Consider the following 22,162-nt stretch of genomic DNA (forward strand, 5'->3'; position numbering starts at 1 on the left):
TGTATCCTCCTTTCTACCAAAACTTAAGCTTTAACTGTATTTCTTATTACTACAAAGCCTTTATTAGGTCCTGGTACTCCACCTTTTATTAATATAATGTTTTTCTCAGGCATAACTTTTGCAACTTCTAGGTTTAATACTGTTGTATTTACATTTCCCATATGTCCTGGTAACTTCTTATTTTTAAATGTTCTTGATGGATCTGATGAAGCTCCCATAGAACCTGGTGCTCTATGGAACTTAGAACCGTGGGACATAGGTCCTCTTTGTGCATTCCATCTCTTAATTGTACCTTGGAATCCCTTACCTTTAGAAACTCCAGATACATCTATTTTTTCTCCTGCTGCAAACACATCTGCTTTTATTTCCTGTCCTACTTCATATGCACTTATGTCTTCAACTCTTATTTCTTTTACAAACCTCTTTAAAGCAGCACCAGCTTTTGCAAAGTGTCCTTTCATTGGTTTGTTTACAAGTTTTTCTCTAATATCATCAAATCCTAATTGTATAGCCTCATAGCCATCTTTTTCTGTAGTTTTCTTCTGAAAAACTACGCATGGACCTGCTTCAATTACTGTAACAGGAACTATTTTCCCGTTTTCATCAAATATTTGAGTCATACCAAGTTTTTTACCTAGTATAGCCTTTTTCATACTCTGCACCTCCTCAACGTATTAGCGGATCGTCTTAAACGGTCATAATCGTTAGTAATAGTTATCTATTACAATTATAATTTTATTTCGATATCAACACCTGCTGGTAAGTCTAATCTCATTAGAGCATCAACAGTCTTTGGTGATGGACTTATTATATCTATAAGTCTTTTGTGTGTTCTTATTTCGAACTGTTCTCTAGAATCCTTATACTTGTGCACAGCTCTTAATACAGTTACAACATCTTTTTCTGTTGGTAGTGGTACTGGTCCTGCTACCTTTGCACCTGTTGTTTTTGCTGTTTCTACAATTTTTTCAGCTGATTGATCTAATATGTTGTGATCAAAAGCCTTTAATCTAATTCTTATTTTTTGTTTTGCCATTTCTATTTCCCTCCTTTTCATGCACGCTTTACTTCTTACGTACAACAGCGGATTGGTTATGTAAACTGTTCCGGGTGTTTCTTTATTTTACGCAAAAATATAATTACGCACGGAAAACACCCTCGCAAAACCACCGTCGCCTGGTTCAAGACCTCGGCATACTCAGTCAAGAATTACCCGGAAGCCCGGCAACCTCTTGCCTCATCGCTGTTATCACAATACAACTTCTTAATTATACAATATATTTTTATATTTGACAAGTATTTTTATTTATAAAATAATTTAAATTATTTTATAAAAAAGGAAAGAGCGTCCTCTTTCCTTTTTCTACTGAATGCATTCAAATTTTAAAATCAAAAATTACTCAACTATTTTAGTAACAACACCTGAACCTACTGTTCTTCCGCCTTCTCTTATTGCAAATCTTAATCCTTCATCCATTGCTACTGGTGTTATTAATTCAACATTCATATCTATGTGATCTCCTGGCATAACCATTTCTACTCCTTCTGGTAATGCGATTGATCCTGTAACGTCTGTTGTTCTGAAATAAAACTGTGGTCTATATCCATTGAAGAATGGTGTATGTCTTCCGCCTTCTTCTTTCTTTAATACGTACACTTGACCTACAAATTTCTTGTGTGGGTGTACTGAACCTGGTTTTGCTAATACTTGACCTCTTTCGATGTCATCTCTTTGTATTCCTCTTAGTAATGCTCCTATGTTATCTCCTGCCATTGCTTGATCAAGAAGCTTTCTGAACATTTCTACTCCTGTTACTGTTGTCTTGCCTTTTTCTTCTTTTAATCCTACGATTTCTACTTCGTCTCCAACTTTTAGTATTCCACTTTCAACTCTTCCTGTTGCAACTGTTCCTCTTCCTGTGATTGTGAATACATCTTCTATTGGCATTAAGAATGCTTTATCTGTTGCTCTTTCTGGTGTTGGAATATAGCTATCTACTGCATCCATTAATTCATGTATGCATTTTGTTGCTTCTGCATCATCTGGATTTTCTATTACTTTTAATGCACTTCCTACTATTATTGGAATATCATCTCCTGGGAAGTCATACTCACTTAATAATTCTCTTACTTCCATTTCTACTAATTCTAATAATTCTGGATCGTCTACTTGGTCTGCTTTATTTAAGAATACTACTATGTAACTTACTCCTACTCTTGATGCTAGTAGTATATGTTCTCTTGTTTGTGGCATTGGACCATCTGCTGCACTTACTACTAAGATTGCTCCATCCATTTGTGCTGCTCCTGTTATCATGTTCTTTACATAGTCAGCATGTCCTGGACAGTCTACGTGTGCATAATGTCTGTTTTCTGTTTCATATTCTACGTGTGCTGTGTTGATTGTGATTCCTCTTTCTTTTTCTTCTGGTGCTTTATCTATTTCGTCATACTTAAATGCTTCTGCTTTTCCTTCTTTTGCTAACACCATTGTTATTGCTGCTGTTAATGTTGTCTTACCATGATCTACGTGTCCTATTGTTCCTATGTTTACATGTGGTTTTGTTCTTTCATATTTTGCTTTTGACATTTTTTATTCCTCCCTAAAATCAATCTGCTTTTTATTAAATTAATTAGTTTTCTTACCAGCTATTTGTTCTTGAATGCTCTTTGGAACTTCTTCATAATGATCAAATACCATTGAGTAAACTCCTCTACCTTGAGTTCTTGATCTCAATGTAGTTGCATATCCAAACATTTCTGAAAGTGGAACAAATGCTCTTATTACTTCAGCACCTGCTCTTGGATCCATTCCTTCAATTCTACCTCTTCTTGAATTAACGTCTCCTATTACATCTCCCATGTATTCTTCTGGAATTACTATTTCAACTTTCATCATAGGTTCAAGTAATGCTGGATCTGCTTTTCCCATAGCATTTTTAAACGCCATAGATCCTGCAATCTTAAATGCCATTTCTGATGAATCGACATCATGGTATGATCCATCAACTAATTTAACTTTGAAGTTTATAACTGGATATCCAGCTACTATACCACTTTCGGCAGCTTCTTGTATACCATTATCAATTGGTCCTACATATTCCTTTGGAATAGCTCCACCAACAATAGCATTTTCAAATGTATATTCGCCTTCTGTTGGTTCCATTTCTATCCAACAGTGACCGTATTGACCACGTCCACCAGACTGTCTAACAAATTTACCTTCAGCTTTAACAGCTTTTCTAATAGTTTCTTTATAAGCAACTTGAGGCTTACCAACATTACATTCTACTTTAAACTCTCTTTGAAGTCTATCAGCAATTATTTCAAGATGAAGTTCTCCCATTCCTGCTATAATTGTCTGTCCTGTTTCTTGATTAGTAAATGTTTTAAATGTAGGATCTTCTTCTGCAAGTTTAGCTAAAGCTATACCCATTTTTTCTTGACCAGCTTTTGTTTTTGGCTCTATAGCTACTTCTATAACTGGTTCTGGGAATTCCATACTTTCAAGTACAATTGGATTTGTTTCATCACAAAGAGTATTACCTGTAGTAGTTTCTTTTAATCCAACTATTGCACCTAAATCTCCTGAACGAAGTTCTTCAACTTCTTCTCTATGATTTGCATGCATCTTAACAAGTCTTCCGATTCTTTCTTTTTTGCCCTTAGTTGAGTTATATACGTAAGAACCACTCTTCATTATTCCTGAGTAAACTCTAGTAAATGCTAATCTTCCTACAAATGGGTCTGTAGCAATCTTAAATGCTAATGCTGACATTGGAGCATTATCATCTGCTGGTCTTTCCATATCTTCTCCAGTTTCAGGATTTGTTCCTTTAATTGCTGGTATATCTAATGGTGATGGCATATAATCAACTACAGCATCTATCATTGGTTGAACACCCTTGTTCTTATATGATGATCCACATGTAACAGGTACTATAGCATTTGCTATAACGCCTTTTCTAATGCCCATCTTTATTTCATCTATAGTTAATTCTTCTCCATCAAGATATTTCATCATCAATTCTTCATCTTGTTCAGCAACTGCTTCAATTAAAGCTGTTCTATATTCTGTTGCTTTATCTTGTAACTCTGCTGGTATTGCAACTTCGTCCATAACTTTTCCTAAATCATCTTCATATATTATAGCTTCATTGTTAACAAGATCTATGATTCCTTGGAACTTATCTTCAGCTCCTATTGGTAACTGTATTGGAATAGCATTACAATGTAATCTATCTCTTAACATATTTACGCACATATAAAAATCAGCGCCTGTAGAATCCATCTTATTTACATATACCATTCTTGGTACTTTATAATTATCCGCCTGTCTCCATACAGTTTCTGTCTGAGGCTCAACTCCGCCTTTTGCATCTAATACAGTAACCGCTCCATCAAGAACTCTTAGTGATCTTTCAACTTCTACTGTAAAATCCACGTGTCCTGGTGTGTCTATTATGTTTATAGCGTGATCTTTCCACATACAGAAAGTTGCTGCTGAAGTAATTGTTATACCTCTTTCTTGTTCTTGAACCATCCAGTCCATTGTAGCCTGACCTTCATGAACTTCTCCTATTTTATGAGTTCTTCCGGTATAAAAAAGTATACGTTCTGTTGTAGTTGTTTTTCCTGCATCAATGTGAGCCATTATTCCAATATTACGGTATTTGTCTAACGGATGTTGTCTTCCCACTTAATTTTCCTCCTCTAAAGTATAAATTTAAATTTGACAAAACTGTTTTGGTAAAAGCCAAAACAGTTTTGTTCATTATTAATATCTATAATGTGCAAAAGCTTTATTAGCTTCAGCCATTTTATGAGTATCTTCTCTCTTTTTAACAGCTGCACCAGTATTATTAGCGGCATCCATTAATTCTGCTGAAAGTCTTTCTCTCATGCATTTTTCGCCTCTTTTTGATGCTGCAGCAAGCAACCATCTAATTCCTAATGTCTGTCTTCTTTCTGGTCTAACTTCTATAGGAACTTGATATGTAGCACCACCTATTCTTCTTGCTTTAACTTCAAGTAATGGCATTACATTGTTCATTGCTTCTTCAAAAACCTCAATTGGTTCTTTACCTGTTTTTTCACGAATTATATCAAAAGCTTCGTAGCATATTTTTTGTGCTACCCCTTTTTTACCATCTTCCATTACGTTGTTTATAAATTTAGTAACAACCTTACTATTGTATACTGGATCTGGTAATACATCTCTTTTTGCAATATGTCCTTTTCTTGGCACTTTTCTTCCCTCCTTAACAATGTTAAATTTAAGTTCATCGGTACTCGATATCACACTATTTAATGTAATATCGTAAAGTGCTTTGTACTTCTGCAAGTTATTTATTAAATCTATATATAAATGCTGAAGACATAGCACTATTTTTCAAATCAATTTAGCTAAGCATTATTTTTGCTTTGGCTTTTTAGCACCGTATTTTGATCTACTCTGTAATCTGTTAGCAACTCCTGCTGAATCTAAGGCACCTCTGATGATGTGATATCTAACACCAGGAAGATCCTTAACTCTTCCTCCTCTTATAAGAACAACACTATGTTCTTGTAAGTTGTGGCCTACACCTGGAATGTAAGCAGTAACTTCAAACCCATTTGTTAATCTAACCCTAGCAATTTTTCTTAATGCTGAGTTTGGTTTCTTAGGTGTTGTAGTTTTTACTACTGTACAAACTCCTCTCTTTTGAGGACATTCCTTTAGTGCTGGTGCTGTTGATTTAGCACTTATTGTCTTTCTGCCTTTTCTTACTAATTGGCTTATAGTTGGCATATTTACACCTCCTTTAAAAAATATCAACTAACTTAGAAATTTATCTAAGAAGCTAACTAAGTAACAAATTAAAATTTATGTTAAATTATATCTGTAAGCTATTTAAATTGAGAATTTAATTTTTTAACACTGCTGCTGTTGCTGCTCCGACGTCTATTCCACAAAGCTTTCCTAATTCTTTCATACTATCTACATATACTAGCTCTAGAGACATTTCCTCGACTAATAATTTTACAGGTTGTATAAACTTATCATCGGCATCTTTTGCTATATAAACAGTTTTTACAGTTCCTGCCTTCATAGCTTTAATTGTTTGCTTTACACCAACAACCTTATTGCCTTCAAGTCTAAGAATCATTATTACTTTTCCTCCCTTACAGTGCTATGGAGACAAAGTTATAAAAACTTTGTCTCTTTCAAAAACATACAGATGTATTTTATCATTTTAAACCTACTATGTCAACAAATTATTAAACTTCTATTTCATTATTACTAATTTGTTTTTCCTCTGATTCTTTTTCAGTATTGATTTTGATAGATCTGTACCTTGTCATACCTGTTCCAGCAGGTATCAACTTACCAATAATTACATTTTCTTTTAATCCTAGTAAAGGATCAACTTTTCCTTTAATAGCTGCATCAGTAAGTACTCTTGTTGTTTCTTGGAATGAAGCAGCTGAAAGGAATGAATCTGTAGCCAAAGCAGCCTTAGTTATACCAAGTAACGCAACTCTACCTTGTGCTGGTCTTTCACCTCTAGCTTCTGCTTTTGCATTTTGTTCATCAAAATCAAACATATCTATCATTGTACCTGGTAATAATTCTGTATCACCAGAATCTTCTATTTTTATTTTTCTTGTCATCTGTCTTACTACTACTTCAAGATGTTTGTCATTTATATCAACACCTTGTAATCTATAAACTTTTTGAACTTCAGATAGAAGATAATTTTTAACTCCTAAAACACCTTTAATTCTTATTATATCATGCGGATTAACAGAACCTTCTGTTATTTCATCTCCAGCACTTATTGCATCTCCATTAGATACCTTAATTCTTGAACCAAATGGTATATCATAAGTTACTTCTTCACCTGCATCTGTAATTACAGAAATAGTTCTCTTCTTCTTAGTTTCTTCCATTTTTACAGTACCAGAAACTTCACTTACTATAGCAAGACCCTTAGGTTTTCTAGCCTCAAATAATTCCTCAACTCTTGGAAGACCTTGAGTTATATCAGACCCAGCAACTCCACCAGTATGGAAAGTTCTCATAGTAAGCTGAGTACCTGGTTCTCCTATACTTTGTGCTGCTATTATACCAACAGATTCTCCCATACTTATTTTTTGAGCAGTAGCCATATTCATTCCATAACATTTTGCACATACTCCGTGTTTAGATTTACATGTAAATACAGATCTAATTGTTACTTTTTTGATCCCTAACTTATCAACTTTCTCTGCAATCTTACTATCCATGTAATCATTTTTATGGACTAATATTTCACCAGTATTTGGATCCATTATATCTTCTGCTGAATATCTTCCTGTAAGTCTTTCAGCTAAGCTCTCTATTACTTCGTTTCCTTCCTTTATTTCAGAAACATCATATCCTGCTTGTGTTCCACAATCTTCTTCTCTTACTATAACATCCTGGCTTACATCAACTAACCTTCTTGTCAAATATCCTGAGTCTGCAGTCTTTAAAGCAGTATCTGCATTACCTTTTCTAGCTCCGTGAGTTGATATAAAGTATTCCATTACGTTTAGACCTTCTCTGAATGAAGCTCTTATAGGTAATTCTATAATCTTACCAGATGGATTAGCCATAAGACCTCTCATACCAGCAAGTTGCTTAATCTGGCTCTTAGAACCTCTGGCTCCTGAATCTGCCATCATAAATATTGGGTTGAATCTATCCAAGTTATCCATAAGTGCATCTGCAACATCTTCTGTTGTTTTAGTCCATCTTTCTATAACTCTTTCATATCTTTCATCTTCAGATATAAAACCTCTTCTATACATTTTCTGAATTTTATCAACTGCTGCGTCAGTTTCTGCAAGTAATGTTTTCTTAGCTTCAGGAACCTCCATATCTGAAGTAGAAACTGTAATAGCTCCTATACTTGAGTAGTGATATCCTTTTGCTTTTATCTTATCAAGCATTATAGATGTTTTAGTAGCTCCATGCTTCATATAGCATTTGTCTATAATTGTACCAAGGTTTTTCTTTGTTACAAGGAAATCTACTTCTAATTTAAACTCATTTTCTGGAAGACTTCTATCAATAAATCCTAAATCTTGTGGTATTGATTCGTTAAATATTATTTTTCCTGGTGTTGTATCTATTATTCCAGTAATAAGTTTTCCATCTTCAATTTTGCTCATTTTTACTTTTATCTTAGCATGAATACTAATTTGCTTTAATTGGTAAACCATAATTACTTCATCTGGTGATGAGAAATATCTTCCTTCTCCTAATTCTTCATCCTTATCTATTGTTAGATAATATGAACCTAGAACCATATCCTGAGTAGGAATAACAACTGGCTTACCATCTGATGGTTTCATTATGTTATGTGCAGCAAGCATTAAAAATCTAGCTTCTGATTGTGCTTCAACAGATAGTGGAACATGGACTGCCATTTGGTCTCCATCAAAATCTGCATTATACGCTGTACATGCTAAAGGATGAAGTTTTATAGCTCTACCTTCTACAAGTACAGGTTGGAATGCTTGAATTCCCAATCTATGAAGAGTCGGAGCACGGTTTAGAAGTACTGGATGATCAGATATTACTTCTTCAAGTACATCCCATACTTGAGATTGAACTCTTTCAACCATTCTCTTAGCACTCTTTATATTATGTGCCACTCCACTTTCAACAAGCTTTTTCATTACAAAAGGCTTAAATAATTCAAGTGCCATTTCTTTTGGAAGTCCGCACTGATACATCTTAAGTTCAGGTCCAACAACTATAACTGAACGTCCTGAGTAGTCAACACGTTTTCCAAGCAAGTTTTGTCTAAATCTTCCTTGCTTACCCTTTAACATATCAGATAATGATTTTAGAGGTCTGTTTCCAGGACCAGTTACTGGTCTTCCCCTTCTTCCATTATCTATAAGTGCATCTACTGCTTCTTGAAGCATTCTTTTCTCGTTTCTAACTATTATGTCTGGTGCACCTAAATCTAAAAGTTTTTTAAGTCTATTATTTCTATTAATAACTCTTCTGTAAAGATCATTTAAATCTGATGTTGCAAATCTTCCACCATCAAGTTGAACCATAGGTCTCAAATCTGGAGGAATTACAGGAATTACATCTATAATCATCCATTCAGGTCTATTTCTAGATTTTCTAAATGACTCTACTACTTCAAGTCTTCTTATTATTCTTACTTTCTTCTGTCCTGTGCTAGTTTTTAAATCCTCTTTTAACTCAATAGATGATTGTTCCAAATCTATTTCTTCTAAAAGTCTTTTAATAGACTCAGCACCCATTCCAGCAACAAAACTTTCATCACCATATTTATCAACAGCTTCTCTATATTCTTTTTCATTTAGCAGTTGTTTTTTTAGTAATGGAGTTTCTTTAGGATCTAATACAACATAAGATGCAAAATATAGTATTTTTTCTAGCGCTCTTGGTGACATATCTAATATAAGTCCCATACGTGATGGTATTCCCTTAAAGTACCAAATATGAGATACAGGTGCTGCCAATTCTATATGGCCCATTCTCTCACGTCTTACTTTAGCTTTAGTAACTTCTACACCACATCTATCACATACTATGCCTTTGTATCTTATTCTTTTATATTTACCGCAGTGACATTCCCAGTCTTTTATAGGTCCAAAAATTCTTTCACAAAATAGCCCGTCTCTTTCAGGTTTCAAAGTTCTGTAATTTATTGTTTCAGGCTTTTTTACTTCACCTCTTGACCATTCTCTTATTTTTTCTGGTGAAGCCAACCCTATTTGTAATGCATCAAAATTATTTAATTCAAACAAGGGTACATCCTCCCTTCCTAATGTTCGTCATTAAAATCATCTATTTCTAAATTACCTTGAATTTCATCTAAAGATAAGTCATCATAGTCAAGTTCTAAATCTTCATCACTATCTTCAGATTCAACATAATCATCAGTTGGAGTTGGTGGAACGAACTCTTCGCTTCCTTCCATATTTACACCTAAATCTTGTATTTCTTCATCTACAGATTCTTTTAATTTAATTTCTTGATTGTCATCATTAAGCACTTTTACATCTAAGCATAAAGCCTGCAATTCTTTTATAAGAACCTTAAATGATTCAGGAACTCCAGGTTCTGGTATATTCTCACCCTTAACAATAGCTTCATAAGTCTTAACTCTTCCTACAACGTCATCAGATTTAACTGTTAATATTTCTTGAAGTGTATGAGCAGCACCATATGCTTCTAAAGCCCAAACTTCCATTTCTCCAAATCTTTGTCCTCCGAACTGTGCTTTACCACCTAATGGCTGTTGAGTAACTAATGAATATGGTCCAGTAGATCTAGCATGTATTTTATCATCAACCAAATGTGCAAGTTTTAATATATACATGTATCCAACTGTTACTGGATTGTCAAATGCGTCTCCAGTTCTTCCATCATATAGTACTGTTTTTCCACTCTCATCATATCCTGCATCCTTTAAACATTGTACTATATCTTCTTCCGTTGCTCCATCAAATACAGGAGTTGCTATATGCCATCCCATTTCACTAGCTGCCCATCCTAAGTGAACTTCAAGTACCTGACCTATGTTCATACGAGAAGGAACGCCTAGAGGATTCAAACATATTTGAAGTGGTCTTCCATCTGGTAAGAAAGGCATATCTTCTTCTGGTAACACTCTTGATATAACACCTTTGTTACCATGTCTTCCTGCCATTTTATCTCCTACAGATATTTTTCTTTTTTGAACTATATAGCATCTAACTAACTTGTTAACTCCTGGTGGAAGTTCATCTCCATTTTCTCTTGTAAATATTTTCACATCTACAATTATACCAGCTTCACCATGAGGTACTCTAAGTGAAGTATCTCTTACTTCCCTAGCTTTTTCTCCGAATATTGCTCTAAGTAATCTTTCTTCTGCTGTAAGTTCTGTTTCTCCCTTTGGAGTAACTTTACCTACTAATATATCTCCAGACCTTACCTCGGCACCTATTCTTATTATTCCTCTTTCATCTATATCCTTTAAAGCATCTTCACCAACATTTGGTATATCTCTTGTTATTTCTTCTGGTCCTAATTTTGTATCTCTTGCTTCTGCTTCATATTCTTCTATATGAATTGATGTAAACACATCTTTTTTAACTAGTTCTTCTGATATAAGCATAGCATCTTCATAGTTATAACCTTCCCATGTTATAAATCCCATTCTTATGTTTTTACCTAATGCAATTTCTCCAAGGTCTGTAGATGGTCCATCTGATAATACTGTTCCCTTATCTACTTTTTCACCTTTACTTACTATAGGTCTTTGATTTATACACGAACTTTGGTTAGATCTTTTAAATTTTAAAAGTCTATAGGTATCTATGCCACCATCTGAATCCCTTTTTACTCTTACTTCATTAGCACTAACATAAACAACTGTTCCAGCATTTTTAGCCTTAGGAAGAACCCCTGAATCTACAGCTGCTTTAAACTCTATACCTGTTCCTACAATAGGAGCTTGAGGTTTTAATAGAGGTACTGCTTGACGCTGCATGTTAGATCCCATAAGCGCACGGCTGGCATCATCATTCTCAAGGAATGGTATCATAGCTGTAGCTACAGAAACTATCTGTCTAGCAGATATATCCATAAGATCAACATCTTGAGCTGGAACTACAAGTACATCTTCTTGATCTCTTACTGTTACTTTACTGTCTATAAAATGTCCCTCTTCATCAAGCGGTTCATTTGCCTGCGCAATGACATATTCATCTTCTTCGTCTGCTGTCATATATACTATTTTCTTTTGAACTGTACCAGTCTTTTTATCTACTATTCTATAAGGTGTTTCTATAAATCCATACTCATTTACCTTTGCATAAGCAGCCAATGAGTTAATAAGTCCTATATTTGGACCTTCTGGTGTTTCTATAGGACACATTCTACCATAATGTGAATGGTGAACGTCTCTAACTTCAAAACCAGCCCTTTCTCTTGAAAGTCCACCTGGTCCTAATGCTGATAGTCTTCTCTTATGAGTAAGTTCTGATAACGGATTTGTTTGATCCATAAACTGTGAAAGCTGTGAACTACCAAAGAATTCTTTTATAGCAGCTGCCACAGGTCTAATATTTATCAAAGCTTGTGGAGTTATAACTTCTTGATCTTGAATAGTCATTCTTTCTTTAACTACTCTTTCCATTCTAGATAGACCTATTCTAAATTGATTCTGAAGTAATTCACCAACAGATCTAAGTCTTCTATTACCAAGATGATCAATATCATCTGTATGACCAATATCGTATGGTAATCCTAGCTCATAATTTATAGTAGTATATATATCATCTCTTATTATATGTTTTGGTATCAATGCATGTATATTCTTCTTAATTTGTTCTTTTATACTATCTTCATCACTATAATTATCCAATATTTGTTTTAAAGCAGGATAATGTACAAGCTCTTTTATATTTAAGTCATCTATATTAAAGTCCACAAAATTATGTATGTTTACAAAGTTATTACCTATAATTTTTATAACTCTATCCTCAAGTTGAACATTTACCATATTAACGCCACAATTTTGAATTTCTAGAGCTTTTTCTCTACTTATTTTTTCACCCTTTTCAACAAGTATTTCACCTGTTTGTGGGTTAACAATATCTTGTGCAGATATCTGATTGGCAATTCTAAGATTTAAAGCCAACTTTTTATTAAACTTATATCTTCCAACCCTTGAAAGATCATATCTCTTAGGATCAAAAAATAATGATTCAATAAGTGATTGAGCACTATCAACTGTAGGTGGTTCACCTGGTCTTAATCTCTTATATATTTCAAGTAGTGCCTCTTCACGTGTTTTTGTATTATCTTTTTCTATTGTTGCTTTTAATCTTTCATCTTCGCCAAAAAACTCAGTAATTTCGGCATCTGTTCCATAACCCATTGCTCTTGCAAGAATAGTTATAGGTAATTTTCTTGTTTTGTCTATTCTTACATATATTATGTCATTGGAATCTGTTTCATATTCTAGCCAAGCACCTCTGTTTGGTATTACTGTTGCAGAAAAAAGTTTTTTACCTGTTTTATCAACTGACATATCATAATAAACACCTGGTGATCTTACCAATTGACTAACTATTACTCTTTCAGCTCCATTAATAATAAACGTTCCTTGCTCTGTCATAAGAGGAAAATCTCCCATGAAAACTTCCTGTTCTTTTACTTCACCAGTCTCTTTGTTTAATAGTCTAACTTTTACTTTTAAAGGCGCTGCATACGTAGAATCTCTTTCTTTGCATTCTTCAACAGTGTATTTAATATTATCCATATCTAGTTTGTATCCAACAAATTCTAGATTTAGATTACCTGTATAATCCTGAATAGGATTAATATCATCAAATACTTCCTGTAAACCTTCCTTTAAAAACCAATTATAGGAATTTAGCTGTACCTCAATTAAATTAGGCATTTCACCTACTTCTTTAAGTTTGGAAAAGCTCATTCTTGTTCTCTTACCAACCTGGACAGGATGTACCATTGACTCTCACCCCTTGCATAAACTAAAAATAACCAAAAACACAACTTTCTTATATAGTAGGTGCTTCTGGATTGATTACATTACCATCAAATTATTATAACCTATTTTTCATAATTAATTCAAATCATTTAAATTAAAAATTAAATATATGTTTAATTTTTAATTAATCAATGCAATTTATTATTTTATCATAACATGTTTAAATTGTCAATTGCTTTCTACAATTATATAAAATGTTTTAAAAAAGAGGCACTTTTTATAAAGTGCCTCTTTAATTTGTGAATTACTATTTTATTTCAACAGTAGCTCCAACTTCTGAAAGTTTAGCTTTTATAGCTTCAGCATCTTCTTTACTTACGCCTTCTTTTAATGTCTTAGGAGCTCCATCAACTACTTCTTTAGCTTCTTTCAATCCTAATCCTGTTATCTCTCTAACAGCTTTTATAACTTTAATTTTTTCTGAACCTGCTTCTGCTAATACTACATCAAATTCAGTTTTTTCTTCTGCAGCAGCGCCTGCAACAGCACCACCTGCAACAGCAACTGGAGCAGCAGCACTTACACCAAATTCTTCTTCACATGCTTTAACTAATTCGTTTAATTCTAAAACGCTCATTTCTTTTATAGCTTGAATTATTTCTTCTCTTGTCATTATTAGACACCTCCAAAATTTCTCTTTTTTAAATTAAGCTTCTTCTGATTCTTTGTTTTCTTTAATAGCATTTAATAAGTATGCAAGATTTGATAATGGAGCCTTGAAGCTTCCAAGTAATTTTGCAATAAGAACTTCTTTTGGTGGTATTGTTGCAAGTTGTTTAACTTTATCAACATCAAAGATTTCTCCTTGAACTATTCCGCCTTTAAGTTCTAATTTTTTATGATCCTTTGCAAAATCATTAAGTATTCTTGCTGGAGCAGTTGGATCTTCATATCCAAATGCTACTGATAAAGGACCTTGAAGTACACTCTCTATTTCGCCAAGTCCTAATTCTTTTGCTGCTAATGTAGTTAAAGTATTCTTATAAACTTTATATTCAACACCAGCTTCTCTTAACTTTGATCTAAGCACTGTATCTTCTTCAACTGTTAATCCTTGATATTGAGCAAAGATTATACCTTGTGCTTTTTCCATTTTTTCTTTTATTTCTGAAACTTTAGCTTCTTTTAATTGTCTATTCTTTCCCACTGTGTGTCCACCTCCTCACAGTTTATACTGCAATTATACAAAATTTAAAGGTCCCTCCGAAGACGCAGAGAGACCAACCATAATCTTTATATTGGAACCCTCGGTAGGTTGTTAACGTTACGCTTTCGCACCCACTGTCTACGGAATATTTACTTGTTAACCCTTAGAATTATACATAAATTTAAAATCTATGTCAATACTACTCTAAAACTTTTGTTGGATTTATTTTAACTCCTGGTCCCATAGTACTTGAAACTACTACTGACTTCAAGTATTGTCCTTTTGCTGCTGCTGGTTTAGCTTTAACTACAGCTTCCATTAATACATGGAAGTTTTCAGATAACTTTTGTTCACCAAAAGATTTCTTTCCAATTGCAACATGGACTATAGCAGTTTTATCAACTCTGTATTCAACTTTACCAGCTTTGATATCAGCTATTGCTTTTGAAACATCAAAAGTAACTGTTCCTGATTTTGGGTTTGGCATTAATCCCTTAGGTCCTAATACTCTACCTAATCTACCAACAACACCCATCATATCTGGAGTTGCAACTACTACATCAAAATCAAACCAATTTTCTTTTTGAATCTTTTGAACAAGTTCTTCTGCTCCAACGAATTCAGCACCTGCTGCTTCAGCTTCTTTTGCTTTTTCGCCTTTAGCAAAAACTAAAACTCTAACTTTTTTTCCTGTTCCATGAGGAAGTACTACTGCTCCTCTAACTTGTTGATCTGCATGTCTTGGATCAACACCAAGTCTTAAAGCTAATTCTATAGTTTCATCAAATTTAGCCTTTGATGTTTTTACTGCAAGTTCCATAGCTTCTGCAGGTGTATATAATACATTTTTATCAACTAGCTTAGCACTTTCTCTATAATTTTTTCCCATTATTAATCCTCCTTCGTGGTTTTAACGGTTTTTACCTCCCACCATATTAGACCAGATTATTCTTCTACAGTTATTCCCATGCTTCTAGCTGTTCCTGCTATCATACTCATAGCAGCTTCAACTGATCCTGCATTTAGGTCTGGCATTTTTGTTTCAGCTATTTGTCTTAACTGATCCTTTGTAACTTTAGCAACCTTAGTTTTATTTGGTACACCAGAACCACTTTCTATTCCTACTGCTTTTTTAAGTAATACTGCTGCTGGTGGAGTCTTTAGTATAAAACTAAATGATCTATCCTGATATACAGTAATTACTACTGGAATTATTAATCCTGCTTGACTAGCAGTTTTAGCATTAAATTCTTTACAGAATCCCATTATGTTTACACCATGCTGTCCAAGTGCTGGTCCAACTGGTGGTGCTGGAGTTGCTTTTCCTGCAGCAAGCTGAAGTTTAATCATTCCTACTACTTTTTTAGCCATGAATTTACACCTCCTAAAATGTGGTTAATACGGACTTTGTCCTCCCACTTATTAAGGCTCTCGCCTTATAGACTAATCTAGTTTTTCTATTTGATTAAAATCAAGTTCAACAGGTGTTTCCCTGCCAAACATGTTAACTAGCGCTTTAATTTTTTTCTTTTCAGTATTAATTTCTTGGATAACAGCTGGGAAGTTTTCAAGAGGACCGGATTTAACTTTAATACTTTCTCCTACTTCCACATCTACATTAACAGCTTTTTCTGCTATTCCCATAGATACAACTTCTTCATCTGTGAGTGCAACCGGCTTAGATCCTGGACCTACAAATCCTGTTACTCCTCTAGTATTTCTAACTACATACCAAGAATCATCTGTCATTACCATGTGTATTAAAACATATCCTGGAAATACTTTTTTTAATGTTACTTTTCTTTTTCCATCTTTTACTTCAACTTGTTCTTCCATGGGAACTTGAACATCATCTATCCAATCATAAAGATTTCTATTTTCAATAGTTTTCTCTAAATTGGCTTTAACTTTGTTCTCGTAACCAGAATATGTATGAACTACATACCATCTAGCTCTCTCTGCCATAGCTCAAGGGACGGGAATCTTTTCTCGACCCCTACCTCCTTCTTTACCTTTATTTAAAAATTACACTAAACAAATTTTTAAATCCTACATCTAGTAATCCAACAATTACTATATAAATAAGACAAAATATTAAAACTGTTGCTGTTGCCTTTTTTACTTTTTCCTTAGAGGCCCAAGTTATTCTTTTAGTTTCTGCTTTTAAGTCTATAAAAAAGTTAATAAAACTATTTCCGGACGCTGCTGATTTTTTTGTTTTCTTTGCACTATTTTGTACAGCCATTTTTCTTCACATCCTTGAAAAATATTTATCGCATGCCTCTATAAATTATTATTTTGTTTCTTTATGAGATGTATGTTTATGGCAAAATGGGCAATATTTTCTCATTTCTAATCTATCTGGATCGTTCTTTTTGTTCTTCATTGTGTTGTAATTTCTTTGTTTGCAATCTGTACATGCTAATGTTACTTTTACTCTCATTACTTACACCTCCTGATATAGTCGTATATGTAAACTATTAATATATCTTTATTAGCCTTAAATTACGCATTACTTTAATAATTTATCACAACTTAGTTTATATGTCAATGAAATTTAAAAATACTTTTTAAAAGGACCAGGTCTAGAAACCCAGTCCTAAAAATCAAAAATTACTCAACTATTTTAGTAACAACACCTGAGCCTACTGTTCTTCCGCCTTCTCTTATTGCAAATCTTAATCCTTCATCCATTGCTACTGGTGTTATTAATTCAACATTCATATCTATGTGATCTCCTGGCATAACCATTTCTACTCCTTCTGGTAATGCGATTGATCCTGTAACGTCTGTTGTTCTGAAATAAAACTGTGGTCTATATCCATTGAAGAATGGTGTATGTCTTCCGCCTTCTTCTTTCTTTAATACGTACACTTGACCTACAAATTTCTTGTGTGGGTGTACTGAACCTGGTTTTGCTAATACTTGACCTCTTTCGATGTCATCTCTTTGTATTCCTCTTAGTAATGCTCCTATGTTATCTCCTGCCATTGCTTGATCAAGAAGCTTTCTGAACATTTCTACTCCTGTTACTGTTGTCTTGCCTTTTTCTTCTTTTAATCCTACGATTTCTACTTCGTCTCCAACTTTTAGTATTCCACTTTCAACTCTTCCTGTTGCAACTGTTCCTCTTCCTGTGATTGTGAATACATCTTCTATTGGCATTAAGAATGCTTTATCTGTTGCTCTTTCTGGTGTTGGAATATAGCTATCTACTGCATCCATTAATTCATGTATGCATTTTGTTGCTTCTGCATCATCTGGATTTTCTATTACTTTTAATGCACTTCCTACTATTATTGGAATATCATCTCCTGGGAAGTCATACTCACTTAATAATTCTCTTACTTCCATTTCTACTAATTCTAATAATTCTGGATCGTCTACTTGGTCTGCTTTATTTAAGAATACTACTATGTAACTTACTCCTACTCTTGATGCTAGTAGTATATGTTCTCTTGTTTGTGGCATTGGACCATCTGCTGCACTTACTACTAAGATTGCTCCATCCATTTGTGCTGCTCCTGTTATCATGTTCTTTACATAGTCAGCATGTCCTGGACAGTCTACGTGTGCATAATGTCTGTTTTCTGTTTCATATTCTACGTGTGCTGTGTTGATTGTGATTCCTCTTTCTTTTTCTTCTGGTGCTTTATCTATTTCGTCATACTTAAATGCTTCTGCTTTTCCTTCTTTTGCTAACACCATTGTTATTGCTGCTGTTAATGTTGTCTTACCATGGTCTACGTGTCCTATTGTTCCTATGTTTACATGTGGTTTTGTTCTTTCATATTTTGCTTTTGACATTTTTATTCCTCCTCATTTGGTTGACTTTTAGTTTAAGTAAACTCACCCTGGTGTGTTGTAAGGTTTATATATTATTGGAGCCCATGACCGGGATTGAACCGGTGACCTCCACCTTACCAAGGTGACGCTCTGCCGACTGAGCTACATGGGCAATTTTTCTCTGGAGCAGGAAACGGGGATCGAACCCGCGACAGCCAGCTTGGGAAGCTGGTGTTCTACCGCTGAACTACTCCTGCTCATAATTAATAAAAAGTTATATACCGATTATCAATTTTAATACAAGTATATTTTTTTGTCAATATGCAATTTTTTATTTATCGTTTAAACATTTTTCTAATTTTCTTTTTACCCTTTGTAGTGCATTATCTATGGATTTTGCATGTCTATCTAGATCACAAGCAATTTCCTGATAAGACTTGCCATCGAGATAAGACATTAATACTTCCATTTCTAAACTTGATAAAACCTCGCCTATTTCAGCATGTATATGATTTAATTCTTCCCTACTTATAATTAATTCTTCGGGATCTGCCACCTTAGCTTCAGACAAAACATCTAACAAAGTTCTATCTGACTCTTCATCATATATAGGCTTATTTAAGGAAATATATGTATTTAAAGGAATATGTTTCTGTCTTGTGGCAGTCTTAATAGCAGTGATTATCTGTCGTGTAACACACAACTCAGCAAAAGCTTTAAAAGATGATAACTTATCAGGTTTAAAATCTCTTATAGCTTTATATAACCCTATCATTCCTTCTTGGTATATATCTTCTTTGTCTGCTCCTATCAAAAAATAAGACTTCGCTTTTGCTTTCACAAAATTTTCATATTTATTAATCAAGTATTCCTGAGCTCTAGTCTCTCCTTTTTTTGCTTGAATAACGATTTCCTCGTCTAATTTTTTTTCAAAGGAGGAAATTTTCTTACTAATACAACCCCTTCTATCCAAGATATCCCCTCCAAAATAAAAATACACCACATATTGATTATACATTAGAACTAAATTTATAGTCAATGTTTTTTAATTACTTCTTCGAATTTTTTCAAGCTCTTCCAGTATTTCCTTTTGAATTGTATCTTCCAAAGTAAATCTTTTTTCTGAATATTTTTTCTCTATTTTGCTTTTAATTTTATTTTCTACACTTTTAACTTCATGATAAAACTCTACCGAAGACATTCTCGTAGCACCTCTTTGAAAAACAACCTGTTGTTCCAAAGAATCCGAGGTTACGACGCATACTTCTATTTTTCGTCCTATTTTATTTACTGTTTTTTCTATAAAAGCATCTGCTGTTTCCCCTTCTTTTGTAAATACTACCACTATGTTATCACTAATTTTCTCTTTTTTCTCTATACTTTTGATTACCATATGAGCATCAAAAACTATAAAAACTTTATAATTTTTATAAGTTGCATAATTACTTAATTTTTCTATAAGTTCAGTTCTTGCAGCTTCATAGCTATATTCTTTTATTTTCTTTAGTTCAGACCAACTATTTATTACATTATATCCATCTACAAAAATATTTTTCACTTTGTATCACTATTACTTTTTAAATCTTTGTTTTAATATTTCATACATAAGTATTCCACCTGCAACTGAAGCATTTAAAGATGATATATTTCCAACCATAGGTATCTTTACAAGTACATCACACTTATTTTTAGTAAGCTTTAATATACCTTTTCCTTCACTTCCTATTATTAAAGCTACTGCACCTCTAAAATCTACATCATAACAATAATTTTCCCCATTCATATCTGCACCATACACCCAAATGCCTTGTTCTTTTAACTTATCTATTGCATTGTTTATATTTGTGATTTTAGCAATTTTCATATGTTCTATAGCTCCAACAGAAGCCTTATATACAGCAGGAGTTAACCCAACATTTCTCCTTTTAGGTATTATAATACCATGTACTCCACAAGTTTCAGCAGTTCTAATTATGGAGCCAAAATTATGAGGATCTTCTATTTCGTCTAGTATAACAATAAACGGTTTTTCTCCTTTTTCCTCTGCATAACTAATTATATCATCTACATCACAGTACTTATACGGTGTAATTTGTGCAATTACTCCCTGATGTGCACCAGTTTGAGAAAGTTGGTCTAATTTCTTTCTATCCACCTGCTTTATAACTACCTTTTTTTCTTTAGCTAAAGCTAGTATCAGGTTTATAGATCCTGATACATCTCCATTGGCAACTAATATCTGTTCCACAGTTCTTTCAGATTTCAATACTTCAATTACTGCATTTCTTCCTTCTATTAAGTCTTCTCTAAAAGATTTTTCACTAGTATTTCTTGAAAAATTATTATCTTTCTCTATTCTTCTATTTGAATTATCTTTAAAGTTCTTTTTAGTATCCTTCACATCAATACCTCTTTCACTTTTTATTCATCCCTCGATAATATCTTAAAGCTTTCCATTTCCAATATGTATCACATTTAAATTATTTATACTCCTAAATACATTTTTCTAACTTCATCTTTTTTACCGCAAGTCATTTTTCCTTCAGGACACACTCCATCCAAACAAGAAGGTCCACTGTATTTAAATAGCACTGGAGCTACTTCCTTTACTTGTTTTAACATTTCATTTGCCAGTGCTCTTATTTCCCATTGAGCTCTATTACAACATCTATGTTTGAAAAAATTCACCAAGCTTCTTGCGTTCATAGTTAACATTATCTTAGTTTCACAAGCATTTGGGAAAACATACCTAGCATCTTCAATGGCTTTCTTTTCTGCAGCTGGTGAATTCATTCCATTCTTTATATGTTTATTTTTTAAAATATCTGCTAACTTATTATAAGCCTCTTGACTATTTTCCATGGCTTCAATATATATTTTTTTAGCTTCTTCATCTTTTTTTATTTCAGGAGGAACTATATATTGAAACTGGCTTAGCTTAACATATCTTTGACTTTGTTGAGAATAGGATGCTAACCTATGTCTTACTAACTGATGTGTCAAACTTCTTGATACTCCTTCAACAGCAAAGGTGAATGATACATGTTCTATAGGAGATTCATGACCATAGGACATCAACATATTTAAAAATTTTGTAGCCTTTTCACCTTGTAAATTTTCTTCAATTTCATCTATACCTACAGCGCTATAACACAGTTTGGCAGCTGAGGCTATAACCTTTTCTGGATTAGGTGTATGTTCTATTAATTTAACTTTTAAATCCATTTATATTCCTCCAGTTATTTGTAATTCTATTATCGTATTTAATAATAAATTTAATCTTTCTTCTTGTTCCGTCAAATATAAATATCCAATTAAAGTTTCAAAACCTGTGGCAAATCTATATTCTTGTACATCTGCATTTTTAGGAACTGTACCTGACTTGGAATTTCTTCCTCTCTTAAAGAAATACATTTCTTCTTCACTTAATTCTTTTTCTATTTTTTTTATAAACTCACTTTGCGCATGTGCTTTTACAAATTTTATAGCTTTTACATGTAAATTATGCACAGACATATCTCTATTCTTATCCACTAAATAAGTTCTCACAAAAACTTCATATACAGCATCGCCAACAAAGGCAAGCACCAATGGATTTATCTGCCTTACTGCATCTTTAGTAAATTTACCTTTTAGTAAACTGAAATCCATTCTAATTCTCCATTCTATAATT

22 protein-coding genes, 2 tRNA genes and 1 other annotated feature are annotated in these 22,162 nt (G+C 33.4%); all 24 genes read right to left on the minus strand.

Translation table 11 applies throughout. The features are described from left to right. Positions 1-23: 23 nt before the first annotated feature. The 24 genes from rplC to Ccar_RS19935 all read right to left on the minus strand — a co-directional run bounded on the left by rplC (position 24) and on the right by Ccar_RS19935 (position 22,140). Positions 24-653 (minus strand): 50S ribosomal protein L3, encoded by a 630-nt coding sequence (gene rplC / locus Ccar_RS19820; protein WP_007062370.1) that lies wholly within the window; start codon positions 651-653, stop codon positions 24-26. A gap of 74 nt (positions 654-727) precedes the next feature. After that, positions 728-1,036 (minus strand): 30S ribosomal protein S10, encoded by a 309-nt coding sequence (gene rpsJ, locus Ccar_RS19825; protein WP_007062369.1) that lies wholly within the window; start codon positions 1,034-1,036, stop codon positions 728-730. A gap of 360 nt (positions 1,037-1,396) precedes the next feature. Further along, positions 1,397-2,590, minus strand: coding sequence for an elongation factor Tu (gene tuf, locus Ccar_RS19830; RefSeq protein ID WP_048030358.1), 1,194 nt, complete (start codon positions 2,588-2,590; stop codon positions 1,397-1,399). 39 nt (positions 2,591-2,629) lie between these two features. Further along, positions 2,630-4,699: an elongation factor G gene (gene fusA, locus Ccar_RS19835; protein WP_048030360.1), complete on the minus strand. Its 2,070-nt coding sequence runs from the start codon at positions 4,697-4,699 to the stop codon at positions 2,630-2,632. A gap of 78 nt (positions 4,700-4,777) precedes the next feature. Next, positions 4,778-5,248, minus strand: a complete 471-nt coding sequence (gene rpsG, locus Ccar_RS19840; protein WP_007063572.1) for a 30S ribosomal protein S7 — start codon at positions 5,246-5,248, stop codon at positions 4,778-4,780. A 165-nt stretch (positions 5,249-5,413) separates the two neighbouring features. After that, a complete protein-coding gene (rpsL, locus tag Ccar_RS19845) occupies positions 5,414-5,791 on the minus strand; it encodes a 30S ribosomal protein S12 (RefSeq protein WP_007063571.1) in 378 nt (125 codons plus the stop codon). 115 nt (positions 5,792-5,906) lie between these two features. Then, positions 5,907-6,149 carry a ribosomal L7Ae/L30e/S12e/Gadd45 family protein gene (locus Ccar_RS19850; RefSeq protein WP_007063570.1) on the minus strand — a complete coding sequence of 81 codons (243 nt, stop codon included), beginning with the start codon at positions 6,147-6,149 and terminating at the stop codon, positions 5,907-5,909. A 112-nt stretch (positions 6,150-6,261) separates the two neighbouring features. Continuing rightward, positions 6,262-9,801 carry a DNA-directed RNA polymerase subunit beta' gene (gene rpoC, locus Ccar_RS19855; RefSeq protein WP_007063569.1) on the minus strand — a complete coding sequence of 1,180 codons (3,540 nt, stop codon included), beginning with the start codon at positions 9,799-9,801 and terminating at the stop codon, positions 6,262-6,264. A 17-nt stretch (positions 9,802-9,818) separates the two neighbouring features. Next, entirely contained in the window at positions 9,819-13,517 is a 3,699-nt protein-coding gene (gene rpoB, locus Ccar_RS19860; RefSeq protein ID WP_007063568.1) for a DNA-directed RNA polymerase subunit beta, read from the minus strand. A gap of 286 nt (positions 13,518-13,803) precedes the next feature. Then, the gene (rplL, locus tag Ccar_RS19865) at positions 13,804-14,169 is read right to left on the minus strand and encodes a 50S ribosomal protein L7/L12 (RefSeq protein WP_007063567.1); all 366 of its coding nucleotides are present in this window, start codon (positions 14,167-14,169) and stop codon (positions 13,804-13,806) included. Between the two features lie 33 nt (positions 14,170-14,202). After that, complete coding sequence (rplJ, locus tag Ccar_RS19870; protein WP_007063566.1) at positions 14,203-14,703, minus strand: 50S ribosomal protein L10; 501 nt, start codon at positions 14,701-14,703, stop codon at positions 14,203-14,205. A gap of 34 nt (positions 14,704-14,737) precedes the next feature. Further along, positions 14,738-14,865, minus strand: a sequence feature (ribosomal protein L10 leader region). A gap of 37 nt (positions 14,866-14,902) precedes the next feature. Next, the gene (gene rplA, locus Ccar_RS19875) at positions 14,903-15,592 is read right to left on the minus strand and encodes a 50S ribosomal protein L1 (protein ID WP_007063565.1); all 690 of its coding nucleotides are present in this window, start codon (positions 15,590-15,592) and stop codon (positions 14,903-14,905) included. A 56-nt stretch (positions 15,593-15,648) separates the two neighbouring features. Beyond that, complete coding sequence (gene rplK, locus Ccar_RS19880) at positions 15,649-16,074, minus strand: 50S ribosomal protein L11 (protein WP_007063564.1); 426 nt, start codon at positions 16,072-16,074, stop codon at positions 15,649-15,651. 72 nt (positions 16,075-16,146) lie between these two features. Then, positions 16,147-16,668, minus strand: a complete 522-nt coding sequence (gene nusG / locus Ccar_RS19885; protein WP_007063563.1) for a transcription termination/antitermination protein NusG — start codon at positions 16,666-16,668, stop codon at positions 16,147-16,149. Positions 16,669-16,717: 49 nt separating this feature from the next. Continuing rightward, a complete protein-coding gene (gene secE / locus Ccar_RS19890) occupies positions 16,718-16,948 on the minus strand; it encodes a preprotein translocase subunit SecE (protein WP_007063562.1) in 231 nt (76 codons plus the stop codon). A gap of 48 nt (positions 16,949-16,996) precedes the next feature. Further along, positions 16,997-17,146 carry a 50S ribosomal protein L33 gene (gene rpmG, locus Ccar_RS19895; RefSeq protein WP_007063561.1) on the minus strand — a complete coding sequence of 50 codons (150 nt, stop codon included), beginning with the start codon at positions 17,144-17,146 and terminating at the stop codon, positions 16,997-16,999. 170 nt (positions 17,147-17,316) lie between these two features. Beyond that, the gene (tuf, locus tag Ccar_RS19900; RefSeq protein WP_048030358.1) at positions 17,317-18,510 is read right to left on the minus strand and encodes an elongation factor Tu; all 1,194 of its coding nucleotides are present in this window, start codon (positions 18,508-18,510) and stop codon (positions 17,317-17,319) included. A 75-nt stretch (positions 18,511-18,585) separates the two neighbouring features. Beyond that, positions 18,586-18,661, minus strand: a tRNA-Thr gene (locus tag Ccar_RS19905). Positions 18,662-18,671: 10 nt separating this feature from the next. Next, positions 18,672-18,746 (minus strand) — tRNA-Gly (locus tag Ccar_RS19910). A 74-nt stretch (positions 18,747-18,820) separates the two neighbouring features. After that, positions 18,821-19,462 carry an RNA polymerase sporulation sigma factor SigH gene (gene sigH, locus Ccar_RS19915; protein ID WP_007063037.1) on the minus strand — a complete coding sequence of 214 codons (642 nt, stop codon included), beginning with the start codon at positions 19,460-19,462 and terminating at the stop codon, positions 18,821-18,823. Between the two features lie 72 nt (positions 19,463-19,534). Next, positions 19,535-20,047 carry an NYN domain-containing protein gene (locus Ccar_RS19920; RefSeq protein ID WP_007063036.1) on the minus strand — a complete coding sequence of 171 codons (513 nt, stop codon included), beginning with the start codon at positions 20,045-20,047 and terminating at the stop codon, positions 19,535-19,537. A 12-nt stretch (positions 20,048-20,059) separates the two neighbouring features. After that, positions 20,060-20,845: a 23S rRNA (guanosine(2251)-2'-O)-methyltransferase RlmB gene (gene rlmB, locus Ccar_RS19925; protein ID WP_179945259.1), complete on the minus strand. Its 786-nt coding sequence runs from the start codon at positions 20,843-20,845 to the stop codon at positions 20,060-20,062. Positions 20,846-20,973: 128 nt separating this feature from the next. Then, entirely contained in the window at positions 20,974-21,714 is a 741-nt protein-coding gene (gene thyX / locus Ccar_RS19930; protein WP_007063034.1) for an FAD-dependent thymidylate synthase, read from the minus strand. Further along, positions 21,715-22,140, minus strand: a complete 426-nt coding sequence (locus tag Ccar_RS19935) for a Mini-ribonuclease 3 (RefSeq protein ID WP_007063033.1) — start codon at positions 22,138-22,140, stop codon at positions 21,715-21,717. It lies immediately after the preceding gene. Positions 22,141-22,162 lie beyond the last annotated feature (22 nt).

Origin of the sequence: Clostridium carboxidivorans P7 (assembly GCF_001038625.1) — a bacterium.
GTDB classification, from domain to species: domain Bacteria; phylum Bacillota; class Clostridia; order Clostridiales; family Clostridiaceae; genus Clostridium_AM; species Clostridium_AM carboxidivorans.